Annotated in this window: 23 protein-coding genes; 6 read left to right on the top strand and 17 right to left on the bottom strand. The window is 39.6% G+C overall.

The features are described from left to right. Positions 1–21: 21 nt before the first annotated feature. The 10 genes from PSF86_RS07660 to PSF86_RS07615 all read right to left on the bottom strand — a co-directional run bounded on the left by PSF86_RS07660 (position 22) and on the right by PSF86_RS07615 (position 9,940). Positions 22–1,470: an LptF/LptG family permease gene (locus PSF86_RS07660; protein WP_407933317.1), complete on the bottom strand. Its 1,449-nt coding sequence runs from the start codon at positions 1,468–1,470 to the stop codon at positions 22–24. Positions 1,471–1,580: 110 nt separating this feature from the next. Then, positions 1,581–2,228 carry an outer membrane lipoprotein periplasmic chaperone LolA1 gene (lolA1, locus tag PSF86_RS07655; RefSeq protein ID WP_277899471.1) on the bottom strand — a complete coding sequence of 216 codons (648 nt, stop codon included), beginning with the start codon at positions 2,226–2,228 and terminating at the stop codon, positions 1,581–1,583. A 33-nt stretch (positions 2,229–2,261) separates the two neighbouring features. After that, complete coding sequence (locus PSF86_RS07650; protein ID WP_277899470.1) at positions 2,262–4,661, bottom strand: DNA translocase FtsK; 2,400 nt, start codon at positions 4,659–4,661, stop codon at positions 2,262–2,264. 62 nt (positions 4,662–4,723) lie between these two features. Further along, entirely contained in the window at positions 4,724–5,080 is a 357-nt protein-coding gene (locus tag PSF86_RS07645) for a diacylglycerol kinase (RefSeq protein ID WP_277899469.1), read from the bottom strand. After that, positions 5,080–5,583 carry a thiol peroxidase gene (gene tpx / locus PSF86_RS07640; protein WP_277899468.1) on the bottom strand — a complete coding sequence of 168 codons (504 nt, stop codon included), beginning with the start codon at positions 5,581–5,583 and terminating at the stop codon, positions 5,080–5,082. The genes PSF86_RS07645 and tpx overlap by 1 nt, the downstream gene beginning before the upstream one ends. 121 nt (positions 5,584–5,704) lie before the next feature. Then, on the bottom strand, positions 5,705–5,965 hold the full coding sequence (locus PSF86_RS07635; protein WP_277899467.1) for a DUF6952 family protein: 261 nt from the start codon (positions 5,963–5,965) through the stop codon (positions 5,705–5,707). Further along, positions 5,946–6,260 carry a thioredoxin family protein gene (locus PSF86_RS07630; protein ID WP_277899466.1) on the bottom strand — a complete coding sequence of 105 codons (315 nt, stop codon included), beginning with the start codon at positions 6,258–6,260 and terminating at the stop codon, positions 5,946–5,948. The genes PSF86_RS07635 and PSF86_RS07630 overlap by 20 nt, the downstream gene beginning before the upstream one ends. Before the next feature lie 8 nt (positions 6,261–6,268). Then, a complete protein-coding gene (locus PSF86_RS07625; RefSeq protein ID WP_277899465.1) occupies positions 6,269–6,907 on the bottom strand; it encodes a peroxiredoxin in 639 nt (212 codons plus the stop codon). A gap of 204 nt (positions 6,908–7,111) precedes the next feature. Then, a complete protein-coding gene (gene nhaC / locus PSF86_RS07620) occupies positions 7,112–8,566 on the bottom strand; it encodes a Na+/H+ antiporter NhaC (RefSeq protein WP_277899464.1) in 1,455 nt (484 codons plus the stop codon). A gap of 171 nt (positions 8,567–8,737) precedes the next feature. Further along, on the bottom strand, positions 8,738–9,940 hold the full coding sequence (locus PSF86_RS07615; RefSeq protein ID WP_277899463.1) for an aminotransferase class I/II-fold pyridoxal phosphate-dependent enzyme: 1,203 nt from the start codon (positions 9,938–9,940) through the stop codon (positions 8,738–8,740). Between the two features lie 157 nt (positions 9,941–10,097). On the opposite strand from PSF86_RS07615, the gene PSF86_RS07610 reads away from it, so the two are divergent. Both PSF86_RS07610 and lpdA read left to right on the top strand, forming a co-directional pair. Beyond that, the gene (locus PSF86_RS07610; protein ID WP_277899462.1) at positions 10,098–10,556 is read left to right on the top strand and encodes an Lrp/AsnC family transcriptional regulator; all 459 of its coding nucleotides are present in this window, start codon (positions 10,098–10,100) and stop codon (positions 10,554–10,556) included. A 154-nt stretch (positions 10,557–10,710) separates the two neighbouring features. Then, positions 10,711–12,114: a dihydrolipoyl dehydrogenase gene (gene lpdA / locus PSF86_RS07605; protein WP_277899461.1), complete on the top strand. Its 1,404-nt coding sequence runs from the start codon at positions 10,711–10,713 to the stop codon at positions 12,112–12,114. A 104-nt stretch (positions 12,115–12,218) separates the two neighbouring features. Here the strand turns inward: lpdA and fahA are convergent, their stop codons facing one another. Continuing rightward, positions 12,219–13,514: a fumarylacetoacetase gene (fahA, locus tag PSF86_RS07600; RefSeq protein WP_277899460.1), complete on the bottom strand. Its 1,296-nt coding sequence runs from the start codon at positions 13,512–13,514 to the stop codon at positions 12,219–12,221. 111 nt (positions 13,515–13,625) lie between these two features. On the opposite strand from fahA, the gene glyA reads away from it, so the two are divergent. Both glyA and PSF86_RS07590 read left to right on the top strand, forming a co-directional pair. Further along, positions 13,626–14,900 carry a serine hydroxymethyltransferase gene (glyA, locus tag PSF86_RS07595; RefSeq protein ID WP_277899459.1) on the top strand — a complete coding sequence of 425 codons (1,275 nt, stop codon included), beginning with the start codon at positions 13,626–13,628 and terminating at the stop codon, positions 14,898–14,900. Between the two features lie 174 nt (positions 14,901–15,074). Then, the gene (locus PSF86_RS07590; protein ID WP_277899458.1) at positions 15,075–16,043 is read left to right on the top strand and encodes a family 43 glycosylhydrolase; all 969 of its coding nucleotides are present in this window, start codon (positions 15,075–15,077) and stop codon (positions 16,041–16,043) included. A 3-nt stretch (positions 16,044–16,046) separates the two neighbouring features. Here the strand turns inward: PSF86_RS07590 and PSF86_RS07585 are convergent, their stop codons facing one another. The 4 genes from PSF86_RS07585 to PSF86_RS07570 all read right to left on the bottom strand — a co-directional run bounded on the left by PSF86_RS07585 (position 16,047) and on the right by PSF86_RS07570 (position 19,104). Then, a complete protein-coding gene (locus PSF86_RS07585; protein WP_277899457.1) occupies positions 16,047–16,547 on the bottom strand; it encodes a DUF3124 domain-containing protein in 501 nt (166 codons plus the stop codon). A gap of 117 nt (positions 16,548–16,664) precedes the next feature. Continuing rightward, entirely contained in the window at positions 16,665–17,504 is an 840-nt protein-coding gene (locus PSF86_RS07580; RefSeq protein WP_277899456.1) for an OmpA/MotB family protein, read from the bottom strand. Positions 17,505–17,610: 106 nt separating this feature from the next. Further along, positions 17,611–18,624, bottom strand: a complete 1,014-nt coding sequence (locus tag PSF86_RS07575; protein WP_277899455.1) for a glycosyltransferase family 2 protein — start codon at positions 18,622–18,624, stop codon at positions 17,611–17,613. A 33-nt stretch (positions 18,625–18,657) separates the two neighbouring features. Then, complete coding sequence (locus tag PSF86_RS07570; protein WP_277899454.1) at positions 18,658–19,104, bottom strand: type I restriction enzyme HsdR N-terminal domain-containing protein; 447 nt, start codon at positions 19,102–19,104, stop codon at positions 18,658–18,660. A gap of 63 nt (positions 19,105–19,167) precedes the next feature. On the opposite strand from PSF86_RS07570, the gene holA reads away from it, so the two are divergent. Next, the gene (gene holA, locus PSF86_RS07565) at positions 19,168–20,187 is read left to right on the top strand and encodes a DNA polymerase III subunit delta (RefSeq protein ID WP_277899453.1); all 1,020 of its coding nucleotides are present in this window, start codon (positions 19,168–19,170) and stop codon (positions 20,185–20,187) included. Between the two features lie 68 nt (positions 20,188–20,255). Here holA and PSF86_RS07560 read toward each other — a convergent pair whose 3' ends face one another. Then, positions 20,256–21,293 carry a GMP reductase gene (locus tag PSF86_RS07560; RefSeq protein ID WP_277899452.1) on the bottom strand — a complete coding sequence of 346 codons (1,038 nt, stop codon included), beginning with the start codon at positions 21,291–21,293 and terminating at the stop codon, positions 20,256–20,258. A gap of 265 nt (positions 21,294–21,558) precedes the next feature. Here PSF86_RS07560 and PSF86_RS07555 point away from each other — a divergent pair, with 265 nt between their 5' ends. Beyond that, a complete protein-coding gene (locus PSF86_RS07555; protein WP_277899451.1) occupies positions 21,559–22,476 on the top strand; it encodes a mechanosensitive ion channel family protein in 918 nt (305 codons plus the stop codon). Positions 22,477–22,542: 66 nt separating this feature from the next. On the opposite strand, the gene PSF86_RS07550 is transcribed toward PSF86_RS07555, so the two are convergent. Next, positions 22,543–24,954, bottom strand: coding sequence for an alpha-ketoacid dehydrogenase subunit alpha/beta (locus PSF86_RS07550; RefSeq protein ID WP_277899450.1), 2,412 nt, complete (start codon positions 24,952–24,954; stop codon positions 22,543–22,545). Positions 24,955–25,000: the final 46 nt, after the last annotated feature.

Raw genomic sequence — 25,000 nt, 5'->3', positions numbered from 1 at the left:
GTTGCTTTTGCAGAAAGGCCTTTATTTTGATTCTTCTGACTTTTTCTTCCTAAGAAAACTAAAAAGTCCTGAAATACTGGCTATTAAATTCCCGGCATCAAAAACAGCTTTGTCTGCAGTTGCCCTTCTCGTTAAGAAAATTCCCAACGGAAGCATAATAATTGTGGCTATCCAAGCACCAATTGCAGGAGGAATGCTGCCGTCTTCGGCATAGTTTTTTGTAAATATTCCTATAAAATGGTAGGTAAGAAACAAACCAATGGCCAGTACCATGGGAAGGCCCAATCCTCCTTTTCTTATAATGGCGCCAAGCGGGGCGCCCACAAAAAAGAGTATAAAACAGGCAAAGGCCAACGAGTATTTTTGGTGAAGTGACAAAATATGGTGGTTGTACAATTTTATCCTTCTGCTCAAGTCCCATTTTTTTCCCTCTAATGTAGATTTTGTATTTTTTACGGTATTAAGGGCCATGTCTATAAGCTGATTTTGCCTATAATCTTCAAAAATAGTCACAACGCTATCTATGTTCTTTTCAATTTTTGACTTTATTTGCTGAACATCGGTAGTTTTTTCTTCCTTTTCAGCAATATCGTCTTTTTTAACGGGAGATGGTTTTGAGGTTTTTTTTAACTGAAGGTTCGCCGCACCGGTGCGCTTATACACATTTTCGCCAAAATTGCTAAATATCTTTTTATTGTCTTGTTTTAAGGAATCAATGGCATAGTCCAACTCGCTTACATTTAGCATTTTAAAGGTGTTCTTGACCTTTTCTTCTTCTAAATCGACATTGTTTAGATTTGTAAGGTCCATGTAAATGGTATAACTATCAAAGCTTGCTTTTGCATAGGGGTAATTATCGCGCTTGTCGCGGCTAGATGCTTTTAAGTCTTTATAGTAATTTCCGTCAATTAGTTTTAGTTGAAGGATATTGGAATTTTTACTGCTTATTAATTCGCCGTCCACGGACTTGATAACGGTGTTGTTAAGCCCGCCATCGGTAAGTTGGTGGATAATTACATTGTCCAGTAAATTATCGTTGTTGCCGTGCTTTTTATCTACTTTCATGCTAAAATCTTCGCCAACATTGCTAAAAACCCCTTCTGTAATTGCCATGGCGGGTTTCATCTGTGCAATGTTCCTGCGTAGGTTGTACGATTTGTATTCGGCAGCGGGAATAACATTATTGGCAAAAAAGAAAGTACCAACGCTTAAAAAGGTAATAAAAATAATAAGTGGCCTCATGGCCCGGTACAGCGATATTCCGGATGCTTTCATGGCAGCAAACTCATAATTCTCGGCCAGGGCGCCAAATGTCATGATAGAAGCCAAAAGCACCGTAAGCGGAAGTACGTTGGGGACAAGGTTGGGGGAGTAGTAGAACAGAAACTTCCCCACAATTGCCAAATCTATATCTTTTCCCGCAAATTCGTCTATAAAAAACCAAATTGCCTGAAAAATAAAGATAAACATCAGTATAACAAACGAACTGATGAAATTATAAAGAAATCGGGATAAGATGTATCTGTCTAATATTTTCACTCCCCTAATTTTTGTAAGTGCCTGTGTATTTTTTAAGTAACTTAATTTTCGATTATGTAATACCCAAGATCGTCGTATTTAGCCTGGTTAAAGGTAAACATAGATTTGGATATGGGTTCGTTTGTTTTAAAAGAATTAACGGTAATGGTTGTTTTTGTACCATTGCTCCCAACTTCTATTAAATTATAGATATGTTTGGTCTGGGCATCTATGCCCAAAAGGATTTCTTTTATTTCTGAATTGGAATCAATGGGGGTTAATTTTACAAATTGAATTTTCCTTCCTTTTATGTCCTGAAGGATGTCCCAGCTGTAATTATAGCCTTCTTTATAAAAAGTAAGCATTTTTGAAGGTGTAATATTGCCTTCAGAATCGCCTTCGTTAACTTCAATAACTACTTCTTCATTTTCAGGGATAATGGTATAGGTTTTACTTCCATCAAAAATCTTCGTGGCCCCAAGATAGTTAAACACATATTTATCGCCTTGAATGGTAACATCTCCTTTGGTTTCCTGGTGGATGTTCTCTGCGCTGTTGTCCAACGCATACTTAAAGTCTATGTAGATATTATCGTAGCTTTTTACCTTGTTGTAAACATCGTCTAAAAGCGCTTTGGCCTTAGGGTCTTTTTGTGCGTTTACTGAGAAAGATAAAATGATGGTTGTTATTAAAAAAAATACTTTTTTCATTATTGATAATTTTAATTTAAAAATCGACAAATTTTATTCATTGCTTAATAACTGGTCCAGTGCTGCCATATCGGTAACCAACACTTGTCTTGCCTTGCTTCCTTCAAAAGGGCCAACAATTCCGGCAGCTTCCAGTTGATCTATAATTCTTCCGGCCCTGTTGTAGCCTAATTTTAATTTTCTTTGCAGAAGGGAAGCCGATCCTTGCTGGGCAATTACAATTACCTCGGCTGCCTCCCTAAATAAAGCATCGCGTTCTGATATATCAATATCAACTCCTGTGCCAGAATCTTCGCCTACATATTCTGGCAGTAAATGTGCATCTGGGTATGCCCGCTGACCGCCAATATAATCGGTTATTTTTTCTACTTCTGGGGTATCCACAAAAGCACATTGAAGCCTTGTTAAATCGTTTCCTTGGGTATAAAGCATGTCACCGCGGCCAATTAACTGGTCGGCTCCGGGAGAGTCCAAAATGGTCCTGGAATCTATTTTAGAAGTTACTCTAAAAGCAACGCGTGCCGGGAAATTGGCCTTAATAATTCCCGTAATAACATTCACCGATGGTCTTTGGGTGGCAATAATTAAATGTATACCAATAGCACGGGCAAGCTGTGCCAATCGTGCGATGGGCGTTTCTACTTCTTTTCCGGCGGTCATTATCAAATCGGCAAACTCATCGATAACCAAAACTATATACGGTAAAAATTGGTGCCCGTCGTTCGGGTTGAGTTTGCGGGCCTTAAACTTGGCATTGTATTCCTTAATGTTCCTCACCATGGCATTTTTAAGCAGCTCATAGCGATTGTCCATTTCAATACAAAGGGAGTTTAGGGTGTTAATAACCTTGGTGTTATCTGTAATAATGGCTTCTTCACTGTCTGGCAGTTTTGCCAAGAAGTGGCGTTCTATTTTATTAAACAGTGTAAGTTCCACTTTTTTAGGGTCGACCAAGACAAACTTTACTTCTGCCGGATGTTTTTTATACAATAAAGAGGTCAAAATGGCATTTAGACCAACCGATTTACCTTGTCCAGTGGCCCCGGCCATTAACAAGTGGGGCATTTTGGCAAGGTCTACCACAAAGGTTTCGTTGCTAATGGTCTTCCCGAAAGCAATGGGCAGTTCCATTTCGGCATTTTGGAATTTTTTGGCCGCGATTACCGACCGCATCGAAACGATGGTAGATTTTTTATTGGGCACTTCTATACCAATGGTACCTTTGCCCGGGATGGGGGCAATAATCCGGATACCTAAAGCCGATAAGGAAAGTGCAATATCATCTTCCAGATTTTTAATTTTTGAAATACGCACCCCAGCTGCCGGAACAATTTCGTATAGGGTTACGGTAGGGCCAATGGTGGCCTTTATCTGGGAGATATCTATTTTGTAGTTTTTTAATGTATCTACAATCCTGTTTTTATTTTCTTCCAGTTCTTCCTGGTTTATGGTAATGGAACCGGAGCCGTAATCGTTTAAGAGTTCGAGGGTAGGGAATTTATAGTTGCTTAGCGCCAGTTTTGGGTCGAATTCCCCAAAATCCTTTACCAGCCTATCCGATAAATTGTCGGATTCTTCTTTTTCTTCTTCTACTTTTTCAACTTCAATTTTAAGTTCATCGTCTTTTTCTTCAGTATTCGATGGATGTTTAGTTGAAACGGCCGGGCTTTCTTCTTCGGCTATTTTTACTTCAAAAGAATTTTCAATATCAACGTCCGAAGTGGTATCGGCATCCGTAGCATAATTTATAGCAGCTGTCTTGGTTTCTTCTTCCTGTTGTTCAGCTGTGTTTGTTTCGGCTTCGGCCTTTACTTTATTCGACTTAAAAGCGGCCTTGAATTCTTCTTGCGTGGTAAGGAACAGCGATTTTATTTTTTGCGGGGTTATACCGAGGCGTGCCACGCAATAAGTTATAAATATAAAGAGGAGCAAAAGTACTACGCCAATAACGCCTATATAGGCCCTGAGGAAATCGTTCATTTCAAAACCTACAACACCGCCCAATAGGGGAGCATCATCTGCAAAAAAACCAAAGAATATGGCCAGCCAAATGCTAACAATAATGCCCCAAAACCATCTGTTGATTAATTGCTTGGAACTTTTATTTAAAAATAAATAAAACCCCGTTTGGAATAAGAGGACAGGAAAAATAAAAGCTGCAATACCAAATCCTTTATATATAAACAAATGACTTATGGAAGCCCCGAATTTATTGAGCCAGTTTTTGGCCTCGGCCTGCCTGTCGCCAAACTCTTTAAGAAGACTTTGGTCTTGTTGCCATGTTGAAAAAAACGAAATAAAAGCAATTACACATGCAATGCTAATAAGCATTAACAAACTCCCAAAAATAATTTTTTGTTGGTTGGAAACTTTAAATGATGGAAGTTTTTTAGAGGAAGATGTTTTACTTGTTTTAGTCTTTTTTTTGGCCATTGGCTACATTATGTTTAATCGCAAAAATACAAATTACAAACGTACAGTTTCTATTTATATTTTTAAAATATTTTAGGAATGTAGATAATGCAACCAACCACAATGGCGCTTATGGCAGCAATAAAGACGGCTCCCGCGGCAATGTCTTTTATAAAACCTATTTTATAATGATGGTCGGGATGGATAAAGTCGGCTATTTTTTCTACGGCAGTATTTAGGCCTTCAATACTTATAACCAAGGCAATGGTGAGGATTTGTAGGATCCACTCGGTTTTGGAAATTTCAAAGTAGAAGCCGGCAAGGGTTACCAAAACGGCTAGTACCGTTTGGATCTGTATGCTGGACTCTGTTTTTATGAGAAGGTACGCTCCTTTAAAAGCGTACCCTATGCTTTTTAATCTGTTTATAAGTAAGCTCATTAAGCATGTATTGCATTAAGTGCGGCTTGGTAGTTTGGTTCGTCTACAATTTCGGGAACTTGTTCGGCATGAAGTACTTTTCCATTTTCGTCCAGAACGATCACAACCCTGCTTAACAGGCCTTCGAGGGGACCGTCTATAAATTCCAGGCCATAATCTTTTCCGAAGCGGTGATTTTTAAAATCGGATAGGGATACGACATTGTTTAGCCCTTCGGCACCACAAAAACGGGAAAGCGCAAAAGGCAGGTCTCTTGAAATGCAAAGCACTTTGGTGTTTTTTAATTCTGAAGCTTCTTTGTTAAAAGCCCTTACGCTAGCGGCGCACGTTCCGGTATCTACGCTTGGAAATATATTTAGTATTACTTTGTTGCCCTTAAAATCGGTTAACGAAACTGATGAAAGGTCTGTTTTTACCAATGAAAAATCGGGAGCAGCGCTTCCTTTTTCAGGTAATTCCCCAGAGGTGTGTATTTTGTTTCCCTTTAATGTTACTGTGCTCATGTTAATTATTTTTTTGTTGCATAAAGGTATTAATATTTGCGGTATTAAAGCAAAAAAGGCCGCCAATATTGGCAACCTTTTCTGTTCTTTTCTTTGCAATTTTTTCCCAACCGGGATAATTCTATTTATCGATAGAACCAAGTACCCGTTTCATGAAAGCGTTTACTGCTTCCTTTTGGCTCATTCCGTTTTCTTTTATCATCTTTTGGACTTCCAAAGCTCCGTACATATTGGAAATTAACTCGCCAATGGTATCCAGCTCTTCATCTTTTAAAGAAGGAACTTCGGTAATTGCTTCCAATGTTTCAATGGCTTCAATTACATAATCTTCGTCGTTCGCTTCAATAAAGCCAGAAAGCTGTTTAATTACTGGTAGCTTCATCAATAAAAGATTTTAAAACGTCTGTCTTGTTTGTTTGTACCTGCTTGGCAACCTCGCCATTTTTAAAAGCTGCGAAGGTTGGTAAATTATCAACGCTTGCCAGCTTTCTGGATTCAGGAAATTTCTCGGCATCAACGATTACAAATGTTGCGTTTTCTGCTTCTTGCGAAAATTTCTTGAACTTAGGCTTCATGATACGGCAATTACCACACCACCCGGCTGAATACTGAACCAGTACGGTATCGTTTTCAGCAACCAATTCGGCCAAATTATCTTTTTCTAATTCTACTATCATAACTGTTTTTAGTTTGCGCTTAAATAGGCTGCAACACCTTTTCTGTCGGCGTTCATGGCTTCCTTACCTTCTTCCCAGTTGGCAGGGCAAACTTCACCGTTCTTTTGTACGTGCGCATATGCATCGATTAAACGTAAATACTCGTTTACGTTTCTTCCTACTGGCATATCGTTAACACTTTCATGGAATACTTTACCTTCTTCGTCGATCAAGAAAGTAGCCCTGTAGGTTACGTTATCGCCTTCGTATACATAAGAATCGGTTTCTTCGTTGTAAGTTTCGGTAGATAGATCTAGAATGCGTAGCATGTTTGCCAAGTTTCTGTTACTATCTGCCAATAAAGGATAAGTTACGCCTTCAATCCCTCCATTGTCCTTTTCAGTGTTTAACCATGCAAAATGTACTTCAGGAGTATCGCAAGAAGCACCAATTACAAGGGTGTTTCTTTTGTCAAATTCACCTAAAGCAGCTTGAAATGCATGCAACTCTGTAGGACAAACAAAAGTAAAGTCTTTTGGATACCAAAAAAGGATTACTTTTTTGTTGTTTTTAACAGCTTCTTCTAAAATGTTGATTTTAAAAGTGTCGCCCATTTCATTCATAGCGTCTACTGCTATATTTGGGAATTTTTTTCCTACTAATGCCATATTATTTACTATTTATTTTGTTAAACTTTCAGTGCAAATTTAGCAAGTAATATATTGGCTACAATAGGTTTTAAATTATAATAACTTATCAAGAAATAGAGTTTGATAATAGCGCTAAAAAAGAGGTGTTTTTTTTATGTAGTTGATAAAATGGACCGTTAAAAATTAAGATATTCTCAGTCGATTTGCTTCAGGAGTGATAAATTAATCTTTATCTTTTAATTGCTTTATTTTAATGTTGAACGCGGCATAAATCAAGGTTACAAACGGACTCAAATAATTGAAGAATGCATAGCCTATATAGGCCGTAGTATCCACGCCTAGAACACTGCTTTGGTAGGCTCCGCAGGTATTCCATGGCACCAATACAGAAGTAACGGTACCAGAGTCTTCCAATGTTCTACTCAAGTTTTCGGGAGCTAAGCCTTTGTCCCGGTAGGCCTTTGCATACATTTTTCCGGGAACTACAATGGCCAAATATTGATCGGATGCCGTTACGTTTAGGGCTAAACAACTTGCTACGGTGCTGGCAAAAAGTCCGAAAACAGAATCGAATGCCGTTAATAAGGCTTTGCTGATCCTTGCAAGGGCTCCAATGGCATCCATAATGCCACCAAAAACCATGGCACATAAAATTAACCAAATAGTGCCCAGCATGCCTGCCATTCCTCCAGATGAGAAAAGGTCGTTTAACTTTGCATTAGATGTTTCTATGGCGGTATCTACCGTAATGGCGTTCATGACACCTTTGTATCCCGAAATAAATGTAAGTTCGCTTGCGCCGGTAATATTTTTCACAATTTCAGGTTGAAAAATTAATGCGAAGATTCCGCCCAGCAATGTCCCGACAAGCAATGCCAGTAATGGCGGCGCTTTTTTTACAATAAGAAAAATAACCACGATCGGTACAATAAACAGCCACGGAGAGATATTGAAAGATTCGTCAATGGAAGCTAGCAAAGCCGCAGTATCGGGCACTTTGGTAGTATCAAGATTCAAACCTATAATAGTAAAGATTATCAATGTAAGCACCACCGTAGGTACGGTTGTAAGCGCCATATAGCGTATGTGCGTAAACAAATCGGTTCCGGCCATGGCAGGGGCAAGGTTGGTGGTGTCGCTCAATGGAGACATTTTGTCCCCAAAGTAAGCCCCAGAAATTACGGCACCGGCCGTCATGCCCGGAGAAATGCCCAAGGCGCCGCCAATACCTACCAAGGCAATACCAACGGTTGCCGATGTTGTCCAGCTGCTTCCGGTGGCTACCGAAATAATGGCACAAATAACCACGCAGGCGGTTAAAAAGAATGTCGGGTTTAAAATTTGCAACCCGTAATAAATCATGGAAGGGATAACACCGCTTATTAGCCAAGTTCCGGCCAGTGCGCCCACAAAAAGTAAAATTAGAATAGCCCCGGCCGTAGATTTGATGTTGTTGGCCACTTCTTCCAGCATTTTTTCATAAGATACCTTGTTGAACACCCCAACAATTGCCGCAACGGCACCACCGATAAGGAGCATGAACTGATTGGAGCCACTTAGGGCATCGTCTCCGTATACAAAAACATTAAATGCCAATAAACCTACTAAAACTATAACCGGGATAAGAGCTTCCCAGATGCTAAGCTCTTTGTTCTGAATTACTTTCTCGTCTTCCATTAAATTAGTTTGATTCTGTAATGTTACAATTTTACAAAATGTTATGCAAATTGAATTTTATGCGCTAAACAGAAGTATTTGATTTTTAATCTGTAATAAAAACTGCGGAAGACAATCAAAGCAATTGACTTCCGCAGCAAACAATTAAACCCAAGACTTTTATCTATAATTTTAATGCATTAGACCTACTTTTTTAAAGCACGACTTCATCATTTCAAAAGTGCGTTTCATATCATTGTCGAGCCCGATGGAGAAACGTATAAGTCCGTTGCTCAATCCCATGGCCTCTTGTTCTTCAATTGGAATTTCAGAAGAAGTGGAACTTCCGGGGGCGCTAAACAGGGTTTTGTAGAAACCAAGGCTTACCGCCAGGTAACCGAGGTTTTTTTCCTGCATGAGCTCCATGAGGCGGTTGGCCTTTTCAAGGGAACCTACATCCAGTGTTAGCATTCCCCCAAAACCATATTCGGGATTCATTTGCTTTTTTAGGGTTTCGTGACCCGGATGCGATTTTAACCCCGGATAGACTACTTTTAATCCTGCCTGCTCCAAGTTTTTTGCAAGATACATGGCATTATCGCTGTGTTTTTTAATGCGGATATGGAGCGTGCGCATGTTTTTTAGTATGGAAGCCGCCCTTAAACTGTCCATGGTGCTCCCTAAAAGCATTCCGGCACCATTATTTACGTCTTTCAAACTAAGGCAAAATTCGGTCGTTCCACAAACTACCCCGCCAACGGCATCGCTGCTGCCGTTTATAAATTTGGTTAAACTGTTTATTACAACATCGGCACCTAACTTTGCAGGAGCAACGGTAAGTGGCGAAAAGGTATTGTCAACTACCAACGGGATGTTGTGCTTTTTTGCAATGGCCGACAAGCCCTTGATGTCTGTAACCTCCAATAATGGATTGCTAATGGTCTCGCAATAAATTAGTTTTGTTTGCTCGGTAATAGATTTTTCTACTTTTTCTAAATCCGTAGTGTCCACAAAAGAAGTGCCGATATTAAATTTAGGTAGGAAATTCTTCATAAAGGCGTAGGTTCCCCCATATATGGTCCTGCTGGAAACCATGTGGTCCCCGGCATTGCACAATTGCAATATTACAGCCGTAATTGCGCCCATGCCGCTTGCGGTCACGTTTGCAGTTTCTGTACCTTCCATGGCCGCCAATGCCTCGCCCAAGTATAGATTGGAAGGCGATGAATGCCTGCTGTACAAATAGCATCCTTCTGTGTTGCCCTCAAAGGTGTCGAACATGGTTTTGGCCGAAAGGAATGTATAGGTTGAAGAATCGGAAATCGATGGGTTTACGCCACCAAATTCACCAAAATATTGTAAATCCTGTATCTTGTCTGCGGGATTAAATGCCATAATTTATTTTTTTATTAACATCAAAATAATCATATTTTAGGTTAAAATTCAATAGTATTACCTTTATTTAGGTAATTGTTCTATTTTTATTTATTTTAATAGATTTATATTTGTTTTTTAGATGAATTTACTTCAGTAAAAAGAAAAATGTTCGGTTATGAAACTAGACACCATCGATAAAAAATTGCTTGAATTGCTGCAAAATGATGCCAAACAGACCACCAAGGTATTATCGCTTCAATTAAACTTATCTAAAACAGCTGTATATGAGCGTATTAGAAAACTGGAAAAGGAAGGTGTAATTAAGGGGTATACTGCCTTACTTGATAAAAAAAAGATAGATAAAGCCTTTGTTGTATTTTGTCATGTAAGGTTGACACAGCATACCAAAGAACATGTTGTTGGCTTTGAAAGCGATGTAATTAGGTTGGAAGAAGTTTTGGAATGCTATCACGTAAGCGGCGATTACGATTATATTTTAAAAGTGAACGTGGCAGATATGCAGGCATACCGAAATTTTATGACCTCAAAGCTTACTTCGTTGAAACATATTGGGAGCACGCATAGCATTTTCATGATCGAAGAAGTAAAAAATACAACCGTGGTAGAATTATAGTTCAACTTCCCGTTGTTTGCCTTGTGAAAAGTTTTTGGGCAAATTTGTACCTATAAAAACAGATTTATATTTTTAGAAAAATACATAGTTGCCTTCCCGTAAAACATTTGTATTTTTGTTAGTCTATAAATAAAAGTATCACTAAAAACATTTTATGAACTCATATGATGTAGCCGTCATAGGCTCGGGACCCGGAGGTTATGTAGCAGCAATCCGTTGCGCACAACTGGGAATGAAAACTGCCATAATAGAAAAATACGATACCCTTGGGGGAACATGCCTAAATGTGGGATGCATCCCTTCCAAAGCACTTTTAGACTCGTCGCACCATTACGACGATGCCATTACACATTTTGAAGAACATGGAATTGAAATCCCGGGAGAAGTAAAGGTTAACCTTAAAAAAATGATCGCCCGTAAACAAGATGTGGTAGACCAAACCACCAAAGGGATCGATTTCTTGATGGACAAAAATAAAATAGATGTTTATCACGGGATAGGAAGCTTTAAGGACGCTACACATATTGAAATTAAACAAGGTAAGAAAACTGAAGAAATAGAGGTAAAACACAGCATTATTGCAACCGGATCAAAGCCTTCAACCCTTCCTTTTATTGAGATTGACAAGGAGCGTATTATAACTTCTACCGAAGCGCTCACGCTAAAAGAAGTACCAAAACACCTTATTGTAATAGGTGGCGGAGTTATCGGGCTGGAACTGGGCCAGGTATACAGCCGTTTGGGCGCAGAAGTTTCGGTAATAGAATATATGGACCGTATTATCCCAACAATGGATGGTGGGCTCTCAAAAGAACTACAGCGCTCGTTGAAAAAACGCGGAATAAAATTCTTTACATCGCACAAAGTGAAAGAAGTTACCCGAAAAGGAACTAAGGTTACCGTAAAAGCCGATGATAAAAAAGGAAAAGAGGTTTCTTTTGAAGGCGATTATTGCTTGGTTTCTGTTGGAAGGCGTCCGTATACCGATGGCTTGAACGCAGAAAAGGCAGGCATAAAGGTAAACGACAAAGGACAAATAGCAGTAAACGAGCATTTACAGACTAACATTTCTAATATCTACGCCATTGGCGATGTTGTAAAAGGTGCCATGCTGGCCCATAAGGCCGAAGAAGAAGGTGTTTTTGTTGCAGAAACACTTGCAGGGCAAAAACCCCATGTTGATTACAACTTGATTCCGGGCGTAGTTTACACATGGCCGGAAGTTGCTGCCGTTGGCAAAACCGAAGAACAATTAAAGGAGACAGGAACAAAATATAAAACGGGGCAGTTTCCAATGCGTGCACTTGGCCGTGCCCGTGCAAGTATGGACATTGATGGCTTTGTAAAAATTCTTGCCGATGCCGAAACAGACGAAGTTTTGGGTATCCATATGATCGGCGCCCGTACAGCCGATTTAATTGCAGAAGCCGTAACGGCCATGGAATTTAGGGCAAGCGCCGAGGATATTTCTAGAATGAGCCATGCACACCCAACTTATGCAGAAGCAGTAAAAGAAGCTGCTCTGGACGCTACAGACAGCAGGCCTTTGCACACATAAGTAAAAGTATAGCAGACATAAACTAAAAATGAGCCTTTTGGAGTTTGTATAAAACGATAAACTCCGAAAGGCTCAACTTTTTTATCTTCAAAAAAACTTCTTTATTATTTTTTGCCCTTTTTAGGGTTAAAAGGAGGTAAAAGCTTATTGGAAACTTCCCCAAAACCTATCCTTATGGAATCTTTTTTACAATAACCCCTCATGGTCACAGTATCTCCGTCATCTATAAATTTACGTTCGCTGTTATCCTTCATCTTAATGGGTTTTTCGCCTCTCCAGGTAAGTTCCAGCATCGATCCGTACGAATCTGGCGTTGGGCCCGAAATGGTCCCGCTTCCCATCATGTCCCCACTGTTAACCTTACATCCATTTATGGTATGATGTGCCAGCTGTTGAGACATATTCCAATACATATATTTAAAATTACTTTTTGTAATGGTAACCGGGCTTCCGTTTTCAGGGGTGAGGTCTACTTCCAGATTGATGTCAAAACTTTTCTTTCCTTTAAAATGCAGATAGGGAAGTGGTTTGGGATCCTGTTTTGGGCTTTCAACCCTAAATGGTTCAAGAGCGTCCAGGGTAACGATCCATGGAGAGATGGACGAGGCGAAATTTTTTGCAAGGAAAGGCCCTAGCGGGACATATTCCCATTTTTGAATATCGCGGGCACTCCAGTCGTTAAACAGCACCATTCCAAAAATATAATCTTCGGCTTCTTCAACTGGGATAGGTTCTCCCAACTGATTTGCGTCTGTGGTGATAAAAGCCATTTCCAACTCAAAGTCTACCAATTTCGACGGGCCAAAAACTGGGTCGGTCGCACCGGCAGGCATGGTCTGCCCCATTGGGCGGTGAATAGGGATTCCACTGGGCACAATAGACGAGCTCCTTCCGTGATAGCCTACCGGGATATGGAGCCAATTGGGCAACAGGGCATTGTTGGGGTCGCGAAACATAGTCCCAACATTGGTAGCGTGCTCTTTACTGCTGTAAAAATCTGTGTAGTCCCCAATTTGCACAGGAAGCTGCATCTCAATTTCATCTAAAGTAAACAACACAATATTGCGGTGCTCCTCGTGATTTTTCAGGGTTTCGTTTTTTTTATCAAATATTTCGGCAATTCTATTTCTTACCAATCTCCATGTTTTCTTTCCGTCAGAAATAAAATCGTTTAAAGTGTCTTGCAAAAAGATATCATCAGTAAGTGGGATGTTTTTAAAATACCCCAATTGATGTAGGGCACCAAGGTCAATGGCAGTGTCGCCAATGCGGGTCCCAATGGTAATTACATCATCGCGGGTTAAAAAAACCCCGAACGGAATATTTTGAATTGGAAAATCAGAATCCGGACTTACTGGTAGCCAAGACCTCCTATTTGGATTATTTGCTGTATCAGGCATGACAAATTTCTTAATTATTGTTTCATAAAATTGGATTTAAAGGTACCAATTTCTATCAATTTACCGAATCTATTTTATATTTTTGACCATTCTTTAACGAAATACTCCAAAATGAAAAGAGACGAACAAATTTTTGATCTTATTGAGGCGGAAAAAAAACGCCAATTGGAAGGGATCGAACTCATTGCTTCAGAAAACTTTGTAAGCGGACAGGTAATGGAAGCCGCAGGTTCTGTACTAACCAATAAATATGCCGAAGGCTATCCGGGCAAACGTTATTATGGTGGTTGTGAAGTGGTAGACGAAGTGGAAAGTATTGCCATTGAACGCGCTAAAGAATTATTTGGCGCAACCTATGCCAATGTTCAGCCGCACAGTGGTTCTCAGGCAAATACGGCTGTTTTTGCAGCATGCTTGAAACCGGGTGATAAAATTTTAGGTTTCGATCTTTCCCACGGAGGGCACCTTACCCACGGTTCGCCGGTAAACTTTTCGGGAAAATTATACAATCCGGTTTTTTATGGGGTCGAAAAGGAAACCGGACGTTTAAATTATGAACATATAGCAGAAGTTGCCAAAAAAGAGCAGCCAAAATTAATTATTGCAGGCGCATCGGCTTATTCAAGAGATATTGATTTTAAAAAATTCAGGGAAATTGCAGATAGCGTCAATGCTATTTTATTTGCCGATATTTCCCATCCCGCTGGGCTTATCGCCAAAGGTGTATTGAGCGACCCCATCCCTCATTGCCACATTGTTACAACGACTACACATAAAACATTGCGCGGACCAAGGGGCGGACTTATATTAATGGGGAAGGATTTCGAAAACCCATTTGGTCTAAAACTTAAAAACGGCAATTTAAGGATGATGTCCTCTCTGTTGGACAGTGCCGTATTCCCGGGCAACCAAGGCGGGCCCCTGGAACATATTATCGCTGCCAAGGCTATTGCTTTCGGGGAAGCTTTAAGCGAAGAATTCCTGCATTATATCGTGCGGGTTAAAAAGAATGCAGCGGCCATGGCTCAAGCTTTTGTAGACAGGGGATATGATATTATTTCTGAAGGGACCGACAACCATATGATGTTGATCGACCTTAGAAATAAAAATATTTCTGGTAAAGAAGGAGAAGAAGCTCTTGGTAGAGCAAATATTACGGTGAATAAAAACATGGTGCCTTTTGACGATAAAAGCCCGTTTGTAACCAGCGGCATAAGAATTGGTACCGCGGCAATAACCACAAGAGGTTTGGTTGAAGAAGATATGGAAGCGGTGGTAAACCTTATTGATGAAGTGTTGACAAACAGGGAAGACGCTTCTAAGGTAGAAGCTGCCAAAAATCATGTTTACAGATTAATGGCACACAGGCCATTGTTTAAAGCATAAAAAAGTATTCTTTTTAAGAAAGCCCTTGCCATAAACGGTAAGGGCTTTTTGTTTTATGCTTACAGAAAGCCAAAAATATACGTATTGAATGATTTTGATGAAGTATTGAAGCAAAAAGCATGCAGCGTTCTTTTATATTCTACTAATTTGGGCAACCAATCAATTTTATAAATTATGATGCACAAGAGCACGTTTCTTTTAGCAATGGTATTTTTTGTCCTAATCGGGCATGCACAGGATAAGCCCAAAATGTATTATACCGACACTTCATCTGGAAAACCAATTGCAAAAGACCCAACGGTTGTATATTTTAAAAATGCTTATTGGATGTACTATTCCATTGCCAATAACGATAAAAAAGGCTGGTCGATTGGCATTGCAAAGAGCAATGACCTAACAAATTGGCAAAAAACGGGCGAAATTAATCCGGAAGAAACATATGAGAAAAATGGACTTTGTGCACCGGGTGCCTATGTGGAGAATGGAAAAATTAATTTGTTTTACCAAACATACGGAAATGGCCCAAAAGATGCCATATGCCATGCTACCAGCACCGATGGAATTCACTTTAAAAGAAATAAAACCAACCCGGTTTTTCGTTCAACCGGCAAATGGAACAATGGGCGTGCCATTGATGCCGAAGTAATAAAATTTAAAGGGAAATACTTTCTATATTTTGCCACAAGAGACCCCGAAGGGAAAATACAGATGCAAGGCGTGGCAACTGCCCCTGGAAATTCCAACTTTAATAGGGACGCCTGGACAATGGCCGCGGATAAATCAATTTTATACCCAACGCTGGCTTGGGAAAGGAACTGTGTAGAAGGGGCTTCATTGGTAAATTTGGGCGATGAGCTATACATGTTTTATGCGGGAAGTTACAACAACGAACCCCAGCAAATAGGAATTGCAAAAAGCAAAGACGGGATTACATGGCAACGTTTGTATAACCATCCTTTTCTGGAAAATGGAAAACAGGGTACCTGGAACAACAGCGAATCGGGTCATCCAGATATTTTTAAGGATAATGAAGGGAATTACCATTTGTTTTTTCAAGGAAATAATACCGGTGATGGAAACACATGGTATTTGTCCAAAAAAGAAATAATATGGAAAGACGGTTTTCCCGTGTTATTAAATTAAGCCTTACTTAACCCTTATGCCTTGAGTGGTAAAAGACAGGCCTTGTTGCCCGGCTGTAGAAATCATTACGGCTTCAAAATAGGGCGCTTTTGTGTTTTTGCTTACAGTCCAATCAAAAATAAAATTCCCACCCGAACCACCATGATTGTCGTCTTTGGCAATAACTATTTCAATGGTTTCCAGCGGAGCGATATAGACGGGCTTTTTTACATACGACCTTATGAGTGCCCCTTTTTCGTTATGATAATCTGCTTTTGTGATATAAATGCTATCCTTGCTGCTAATATTTCTTAGGCTTACCGTGGTTGTAAGGTCATGTTTTCCATGTTGCGTATAGCTATAGATTTGCGAATAAATAGAAAGGTACGTTTGCCCGTTGACCCATAAAGAATCATTGGCAGGTAATGAAATGTTACGGCTTTCCCAATTAACCATTTCAATGTCCTGATCGTGAATGTCTTCTACAGGCTGTTTGCACGAGAATGAGAAAACTATTATTAGCAAAAGGCAAAAAAGCGGTTTAAGCATAGATGAATAACATTTTGTTTCCATGTTAAATATACTAAAAAAGCACCGCTATCAGCGATGCTTTTTTTAGATTTATATATTTTCGGGATATCCTTAGTTTATCTTAGGATCTTTCATACCTTCTTCTATCATGCTATAGAACTGATCTAATTTAGGTAAGATAACAATTCTGGTTCTACGGTTTTTAGCTTTTCCATCTTTGGTATCGTTTGAAGCAACAGGAACATACTGACCTCTACCGGCAGCAGTCATTCTCGCTGGTGCTACACCAAATTCGTTTTGAAGGATCCTAACAACAGAAGTAGCCCTAAGTACACTTAAGTCCCAGTTGTCTTCCATTTTGGCAGTATGGATCGGCACAGTGTCTGTATGTCCTTCTACCATAAACTCGAAGTCTGGCTTGTTCTTAACAACGGTAGCAACTTTTCCTAATACTTCTTTTGCTCTTGCAGATACGGTTGTACTTCCGCTGGAGAATAATAATTTATCAGAAATATTTACATATACAACTCCTTTTTCTACACTGATGTTGATATCTTCGTCGTCAAGGTTACCCAAAACACCTTTTAAACTCTGTACCAAAGCAAGGTTAACAGAGTCCCTACGTGTAACAGCATTTTGTAACTTTCTTATGGTAAGGTCTTTTTCCCTTAAGCTTTCAAGAGATTTTTCCAAGTTGTCGGCTCCTTTGGCAGTTAGGGTTGTTAAGTTCCCCATATTGTTTATGAGCTCGTCGTTATTTGCTTTAAGCAAATCTATTTGATCTTTATAATTTTCCTGCTCAGCAAGGCAAGAGTTTAACTTAACTGTTGCTGAGTTTAACAAATCTTGCGTCTCTTTTTGCTTGGCTTCAAGTTCTGCGTACTTTTTAGAAGAAACACAAGAAGTTAAGAAAACGGCACCTAATGCACCTAATAAAAAAATTCTTTTCATGATTATAATTTTACTTAATTAACGTTTTAACATTTTGGAACAAAATTATATAAAAAGCTTATGGATGTACATGGTTTTTAGTTAATTTTCTCTTAAATCATCGGGTTTATGGACGTTTGCTTGAGTTTGTAATTTCCCGATAATACCTTTTTTGTTTTAAGAAATAACTGATTACAACCGAAGTGCATTCAAAATACTTAATATCTTTATTAATATGCCCCCTTTTTTTAAAGATTCTTACAAAATAATAATAGTAACTAAAATGAGCTTTTATTATTGCCAATAAATGTAATAATTTTAATTGAAACAAAAAGCGTATTCCCGCAATTCCGTCTAAAAATAACCTTGCAACGATTAAAGGAAAAACCTTGCGCTTGGGAAGGTTTTTTGTAATTGAAAAAAGCGAGTTCCTAAAATTTAAAAATGTTTTTTTAGGGTTCATGTTGTTTAGGGTCGCGCCTCCCACGTGATATACTTTTGAAACGCCCACATACACAATTTTATAGTTCCTGTTCTGGGCCCTCCAACACAGGTCTATTTCTTCTTGATGGGCAAAGTAATCTTCATCAAAGCCCCCAAGTGTGTTAAAAACTTCCTTTTTAATAAACATACACGCCCCGGTGGCCCAAAAAATCTCCTTTATGTCATTGTATTGTGCATGGTCCTTTTCCAGGGTCTGAAAAATCCTTCCCCTGCAAAAGGGATAGCCCAGCCTGTCCAGAAAACCACCGGCCGCACCCGCATACTCAAAATATTCCTTGTTTTTATAGTCTAATATTTTTGGCTGAACAATTGCAATGTCGTTATTGCTTTTAAAGGTTTCTTCTATGGGGGACAGCCAATTTGGGGTAACTTCGATGTCTGAGTTCAGCAGGCATAAAATGTCTTCTTCAACATGTTTCAGGGCATCGTTATAACCTTTGGCAAACCCGCCATTGGTTTTATTTTGAATAATGGCAACATTTGGGAATTCTTCTTTTATAAACCCCACCGAGCCGTCTTCAGAAGCATTATCGGCAACATAAATAGTCGCATTTGGGGAATATTGAATAACCGAAGGGAGAAACTTCTTTAAAAGTGCTTTTCCGTTCCAGTTTAATATTACAACCGCTATTTTCATTCTTTCATGTTGATTTTTCAAAACGACTGCAAATTAAAGCATATAAGATGGAATATCCTTTAGAAATATGTATTTTTCGTTTTCATAGTCCATTTGGCAATAATAATGCTCAAGTCCGTTGGTCACCATTAAATAAGTAGCCTTTAGCGAGAGGTTGTACCGTGCAATCTGGTCAAAAGTATGCTGGGTTATTTTTACGTTCGGGGCCTTGCATTCAACTATTAAATGGATGTTTCCGTTCGGTTGAAAAATTAAAACATCGTATCTTTTTTTTAATGAATTGATTTTCAGTTCCTTTTCAATATTAATCAGGGAAACGGGATATTTTTTTTCATTCAGTAAAAAGGCCACTACATGTTGGCGCACCCATTCTTCGGGTTGAAGCTGTACAAACTTTTTACGGATCGAATCAAAAATATGGACTTTATTTTCGCTATTTTTGAATCGGAATGTATATGCTGGAAAATTGAGTTGTTGCATATGGCAAATATCTAAAATATCAGAAGATAATTGTAAATACCATCAAAAATTACATGTTTCTTTATGGATGAAGTTAAAAAGATCGTTAACGATATAAAAGCGGGAAATATCAAGCCAATTTATTTTTTAATGGGCGAGGAGCCATATTATGTAGATAAAATTGCCGAATATATGGAACGCTCCATCCTTACCGAAGAAGAGCGGGGTTTTAACCAAATGGTGATTTACGGGAAAGACGCCACCGTTGACGAAATTGTTTCGAGCGCCAAAAGGTACCCCATGATGGCCGAAAGGCAGGTAATTATCGTCAAGGAAGCACAACACCTTTCCAGGACCATAGACCAGTTGGAGGCTTATGCCCTTAATCCGCAGCCCACAACGGTATTGGTAATATGCTATAAATATAAAAAACTGGATAAGCGCAAAAAAGTATACAAGGCCATAAGCAAGACCGGGTATATTTTTGAAAGCAAAAAATTGTACGAAAATCAAATAGGCGACTGGATACGAAAAGTCCTTGCCGGAAGGAAATACAGCATAACGCCCAAGGCCGCGCAGATGTTGGTAGAATTCTTGGGCACCGACCTGGGGAAAATTAACAACGAACTTGAAAAATTGCAGTTAATTATTCCAAAGGGAGAAGAAATTACCCCAAAACATATCGAGGAAAATATTGGAATTAGCAAGGATTACAACAACTTTGAGCTCCGCAAGGCCATTGGGGAACGCGATATTGTAAAAGCAACCAGGATTGTTACCTATTTTGCACAAAACCCAAAAGACAACCCCATGGTCATGACCATCTCCCTTTTGTACAGTTTTTTTTCACAATTATTGCAATATCACGGGTTAAAAGACCATTCTAAAGGAAGTGTGGCAAGTGCCTTAAAAGTAAATCCTTATTTTGTTGGCGAATACCAAACCGCCGCCAGAAATTACCCTATGAAACAGTGTAGCAAAATAGTAACCCAACTTCGGGCAATCGATGTAAAGAGCAAAGGGGTAGGGGCCGTAAACATTTCGCAGGCCGATTTGTTAAAAGAATTGTTGTTTTCTATTTTTAATTCTCCATCGAGGGTTTAATGCAATTGTTCACAAACAAGAATTTCCGGTATGAAATTCATGACGAGGGTTTTTTAACAGAAACACAGCTAAGAAAAAACCTCATTGTGCTGTTCTTGTACACGAATAAAAGTGGTTCGCTTTGTAAGCTCTTTTAACCTTCCTGCGCCCACATATGTACACGTAGAGCGTAAACTGCCCAAAATGTCCTGCACGGTATGGATTACATCGCCCCGATACGGGATTTCCACGGTCTTTCCTTCGCTGGCACGGTATTCGGCAACGCCCCCGGCATGTTTTTTCATGGCCGTTTCCGAGCTCATCCCGTAAAAAGCCTTGTATTGTTCCCCGTTTTTAGTAATTATTTTACCACCACTTTCGGTATGCCCGGCCAGCATTCCGCCAAGCATTACAAAATCGGCTCCGCCACCAAAGGCCTTGGCGATGTCGCCCGGAATTTTGCAGCCGCCGTCCGAGATAATCTGGCCACCCAATCCGTGGGCCGCATCGGCACATTCAATAATAGCAGAAAGTTGCGGATAGCCTACACCCGTTTTAACCCGTGTGGTACAAACACTACCGGGCCCAATACCGACTTTTACAATATCTGCCCCGGCAAGAATGAGTTCTTCCACCATTTCTCCCGTAACCACATTTCCGGCCATAATTATCTTGTCGGGATAGGTTTTTCGGGTTGTTTTTACAAAATCCACAAAATGTTCCGAATATCCATTGGCAACATCAATACAAATAAGCTGTAGCTTTGGGTGCTTTTCAACAATGTCGCTTAATTTCTCGGCATCCCTTTTGCTGGTTCCGGTACTTACCGCTATATAATTATAAAAGTCATCGTTTTTGTTCAAAAGGAAAGTACTCCATTCATCGACTGTGTAATGTTTATGGATTGCGGTAATTATTTGTTGCTGCGATAAAACCCGAGCCATTTCAAAAGTACCCACTGTATCCATGTTTGCTGCAATTATAGGGATACCGCTCCATATGTGGGAGCTGTGCTTAAATTTAAATTCGCGTTCCAGGCTTACATCGCTTCGGGATTTTAAAGTTGACCGTTTTGGGCGGATCATAACATCTTTAAACCCTAACTTAATATCGCTTTCAATTCTCATGTTGATGAGTTTTATTAAATGAATGTAGTAAAATTAATCAAAAAGAAGATGGGGTGTAAAAATCTTCTTAACCTTAACAAATATCTTTTTTAAATATTGGTAAGTGTATCTATTTCAGTATAAAATTTTTTATTTGAAGCTACGCGGTATTAAAACAGGCACTAAAACTTGTTTTGTATGTTGTTGAAAGGCGTTTGGTAGATGGTTTAAAAAGATATTTTAAATTTAATTTAGTAATTTTAAGAAAATCCATAAACTCCTTTCCATGCTTTTTCTATTGATTCAAGGCCAAGATGCACAAACCGAACTAAAAACGTCGGTATTAAACTTTGTAGATAATTTTATTGCCTCGATACCGCATTACATTTTCGGGTTGCTTATTTTAATTTTAGGAATATTTATAGCAGGGTGGATAAGCAATTTTGCAAGGGCCCGTATACATCACCGTACACAAGACCCGTTAATGAGCAAGTTTTTGGGTAGGGGCATCCGTTTTGTAATTTCTATTATTTTTATCATGTTGGCACTTAATGCTGCGGGAATGGGAAGGATTTCTGCGGGTATTTTGGCGGCGGCGGGGGCAAGTACCGTAATTCTGGGCTTTGCTTTTAAGGATATTGGTCAAAATTTTATAGCTGGGGTTATATTAAGCTTCAACCGGCCGTTTGATGTGGACGATACTGTAGAGATAGGCGATATTTTTGGGAAGGTTAAAGCATTGGAATTCCGGTATACAAAACTAAAGACCTTTGATGGTAAAGATGTATACATCCCGAACAGCGACGTTATAACCTTGCCTGTTACCAATTACACTGAAGATGGCTTTTTTCGTTGGGATTTCATTATCGGTATTGCCTATGAAGATAACATTGATGGAGCCAAAAAAGTGGTCTTAAAAGCATTAAAAGAAGAACCAATGGTCATCAACGATGGGGTGCACCATAATTTTGTAATCGAAGACGAATTGGCGACTAGCACCGTTAACTTAAAAGTATTTTTTTGGGTAGATACCAAAGATTTTAGAATGCAGGCGCTTATAACCAAAGGAAACGTTGTACGGCGCATAAAAGAAGCATTGGAAGATGCAGGTTACTACATGCCGGCCGATATCCAGGAAATTAAACTGTACGGAAAAGAATTGGAGCTTCCTTTAAGCTTTATAGATAAAGAAGCCAATAAATAAGCCTTCAGCAAAAAAATCTTAATGTATCGTGATTTTCTATGGTTTCACACGGTTACCATTTATCCGTTACCGCAATTTTGGATATTTACCCGGGTTGGTCTCGTGCATGATAGCGTAGACCTTTTCAAAAATATCTTCGGCATTGGGTTTGGAAAAATAATCGCCGTCACTGGCATAGGCTGGTCTATGGGCCTTGGCAGAAAGCGTTTGCGGGGCACTGTCCAAAAACTTGTACGCCCCTTGATTTTCCACGATTTCCTGTAGCAAATAAGCAGAGCATCCACCGGGAACATCTTCATCAATTACCAATAAACGGTTTGTTTTTTTAATACTTTTTAGCGTATCGTGATTTATATCAAAAGGCAGAAGTGTTTGCGCATCTATAACTTCGGCATCAATGGAGACTTCATGCAGTTCTTTGGCAACCTGTTCCACGATGCGTAATGTCGATCCATACGATACCAAGGTAATGTCGGTTCCTTCTTTTATGATTTCCACAACACCAATGGGCGTTTTTAATTCGCCTAGGTTTGCGGGCAGTTTTTCTTTTAAGCGGTAACCGTTAAGGCTTTCTATTACCAGTGCGGGTTCGTCGCTTTCCATAAGCGTGTTGTAAAACCCAGCTGCTTTGGTCATATTTCTTGGTGCCAACACATACATGCCCCTTAACAAATGGATTAAACCGCCCATTTGCGAACCTGCATGCCATATACCTTCCAGTCGATGCCCACGGGTCCTTATAATTACCGGGGCTTTTTGTTTGCCCACGGTTCTATACAAAAGCGTGGCAAGATCGTCGGTAAGCACATAGAGGGCATACATAATATAGTCAAGGTATTGTATTTCGGCAATCGGTCTAAGTCCTCTTAACGCCAATCCTATACCTTGTCCAACAATAGTGGCTTCGCGTATACCTGCATCGGCAATGCGCAAATCTCCATATTTTTTCTGAAGCCCTTCTAGCCCTTGGTTTACATCGCCTATATTTCCGCTGTCTTCTCCAAATATTACGGCATTGGGATTTTTGCCAAAGAGTTTGTCAAAATTATCGCGAAGCACGATCCTTCCATCAACCAGTTCACTGTTTTCGTTGTATTGGGGGGCTACTTCGGCAATATTGGTAGCGTTATTTTTTGTTTCGCTATATAGGTGGGAACTGTATTCCGGTTGTGTCCTTGTGTAAAAGGACTTGATCCATTGCTGTAAGGCCTTTTTAGCATCAGAATCTTCATGTATGGTATAGCGCAAGGCTTTCCTTGCTATGGATATTACATTTCGTTTAACAGGCTCGTCAATGGAGATAAGGTCGTTTTTAAGTCTGTTGATAAAACTTTTATTCTCGCTATTATTGGCGAGGTCTGCCAATAGGGAGACCACCATTTTTTTATCGGTCTTGATGGGTGCCAAAAATTCGCTCCAAGCTTCTTTTTTACCATCGCGGACTTCCTTTTTTATTTTTTTCTCTAGTTGATTTAACTCTTCGTCGGTTGCAAAATTATTGGCAATCATCCATTCGCGGAGCTTAAGGTTACAATCGTGTTCCTTTTCCCACTTCAATCTTTCTTCCGATTTGTACCTTTCGTGAGAACCAGAAGTTGAATGCCCTTGGGGCTGTGTTAGCTCTGTTACATGTAGGATAACTGGAACGTGTTCCTCCCTTGCAATTTTTCCGGCCTTGTTGAATGCTTCAATCAAAGAAGGGTAATCCCATCCTTTTACAACAATTATTTCGTAACCGGCCTCGGTTTCTGTACGTTGAAACCCTTTTAGGATTTCAGAGATGTTTTCTTTGGTTGTTTGGTGCTTGGCATGAACCGAGATACCATATTCATCATCCCAAATACTAATTACCATGGGCACTTGCATTACCCCGGCAGCATTAATGGTCTCGAAAAATATGCCTTCACTGGTACTTGCGTTTCCAATGGTTCCCCAAGCCACTTCATTTCCGTTTACCGAAAAACCTTCGGCTTTAACATCTTTGGCATGCCTGTATATTTTAGAGGCCTGTGCAAGCCCTAACAATCTGGCCATTTGCCCGCCTGTCGGGGAAATATCCGAGCTACTGTTTTTTTGTGCCGTCAAGTCTACCCAAGACCCATCGGGGTTATTGCTGGTTGTTAAAAAATGACCGCCCATTTGCCTTCCGGCACTCATGGGTTCTTTTTCAATATCGGTATGTGCGTACAACCCTGCAAAGAAATGTTTAATGCTTAATTCGCCAATGGCCATCATAAACGTTTGGTCGCGATAATAACCGCTTCTAAAATCGCCGTTTTTAAAAGCTTTTGCCATTGCCAGTTGCGGAAGTTCTTTTCCGTCACCAAAAATTCCAAATTTCGCTTTTCCGGTCAAGACTTCCCTTCGGCCCAACAAACTACATTCCCTACTGGTAACAGCAATCCTGTAGTCGTTAAGTATTTCATTTTTAAAATCTTCAAAGGAAATATCTTGCTTTGTTTCGGGTTTTGTTTGCATAGGGTTTTTTATGAGACGGAAACAAAAATAGCCAAAAAGAATGATT

Source organism: Galbibacter pacificus, assembly GCF_029603165.1.
GTDB classification, from domain to species: Bacteria; Bacteroidota; Bacteroidia; order Flavobacteriales; family Flavobacteriaceae; genus Galbibacter; species Galbibacter pacificus.
The sequence above is the reverse complement of the archived record's forward strand: the minus strand, read 5'-3'. Positions and strand labels throughout refer to the sequence as shown.

Bases quoted from the DNA above. Each gene is read 5' to 3' on its own strand.
- PSF86_RS07630 (WP_277899466.1), bottom strand. From the start codon at position 6,260: ATGATAGTAGAATTAGAAAAAGATAATTTGGCCGAATTGGTTGCTGAA.
- PSF86_RS07570 (WP_277899454.1), bottom strand. From the start codon at position 19,104: ATGCAACAACTCAATTTTCCAGCATATACATTCCGATTCAAAAATAGC.
- PSF86_RS07555 (WP_277899451.1), top strand. From the start codon at position 21,559: ATGCTTTTTCTATTGATTCAAGGCCAAGATGCACAAACCGAACTAAAA.
- PSF86_RS07550 (WP_277899450.1), bottom strand. From the start codon at position 24,954: ATGCAAACAAAACCCGAAACAAAGCAAGATATTTCCTTTGAAGATTTT.
- PSF86_RS07660 (WP_407933317.1), bottom strand. From the start codon at position 1,470: ATGTTTATCTTTATTTTTCAGGCAATTTGGTTTTTTATAGACGAATTT.
- holA (WP_277899453.1), top strand. From the start codon at position 19,168: ATGGATGAAGTTAAAAAGATCGTTAACGATATAAAAGCGGGAAATATC.
- PSF86_RS07590 (WP_277899458.1), top strand. From the start codon at position 15,075: ATGATGCACAAGAGCACGTTTCTTTTAGCAATGGTATTTTTTGTCCTA.
- PSF86_RS07625 (WP_277899465.1), bottom strand. From the start codon at position 6,907: ATGGCATTAGTAGGAAAAAAATTCCCAAATATAGCAGTAGACGCTATG.
- PSF86_RS07650 (WP_277899470.1), bottom strand. From the start codon at position 4,661: ATGGCCAAAAAAAAGACTAAAACAAGTAAAACATCTTCCTCTAAAAAA.
- PSF86_RS07560 (WP_277899452.1), bottom strand. From the start codon at position 21,293: ATGAGAATTGAAAGCGATATTAAGTTAGGGTTTAAAGATGTTATGATC.
- tpx (WP_277899468.1), bottom strand. From the start codon at position 5,583: ATGAGCACAGTAACATTAAAGGGAAACAAAATACACACCTCTGGGGAA.
- PSF86_RS07575 (WP_277899455.1), bottom strand. From the start codon at position 18,624: ATGAAAATAGCGGTTGTAATATTAAACTGGAACGGAAAAGCACTTTTA.
- PSF86_RS07615 (WP_277899463.1), bottom strand. From the start codon at position 9,940: ATGGCATTTAATCCCGCAGACAAGATACAGGATTTACAATATTTTGGT.
- glyA (WP_277899459.1), top strand. From the start codon at position 13,626: ATGAAAAGAGACGAACAAATTTTTGATCTTATTGAGGCGGAAAAAAAA.
- lolA1 (WP_277899471.1), bottom strand. From the start codon at position 2,228: ATGAAAAAAGTATTTTTTTTAATAACAACCATCATTTTATCTTTCTCA.
- lpdA (WP_277899461.1), top strand. From the start codon at position 10,711: ATGAACTCATATGATGTAGCCGTCATAGGCTCGGGACCCGGAGGTTAT.
- PSF86_RS07645 (WP_277899469.1), bottom strand. From the start codon at position 5,080: ATGAGCTTACTTATAAACAGATTAAAAAGCATAGGGTACGCTTTTAAA.
- PSF86_RS07580 (WP_277899456.1), bottom strand. From the start codon at position 17,504: ATGAAAAGAATTTTTTTATTAGGTGCATTAGGTGCCGTTTTCTTAACT.
- nhaC (WP_277899464.1), bottom strand. From the start codon at position 8,566: ATGGAAGACGAGAAAGTAATTCAGAACAAAGAGCTTAGCATCTGGGAA.
- PSF86_RS07610 (WP_277899462.1), top strand. From the start codon at position 10,098: ATGAAACTAGACACCATCGATAAAAAATTGCTTGAATTGCTGCAAAAT.
- PSF86_RS07635 (WP_277899467.1), bottom strand. From the start codon at position 5,965: ATGAAGCTACCAGTAATTAAACAGCTTTCTGGCTTTATTGAAGCGAAC.
- fahA (WP_277899460.1), bottom strand. From the start codon at position 13,514: ATGCCTGATACAGCAAATAATCCAAATAGGAGGTCTTGGCTACCAGTA.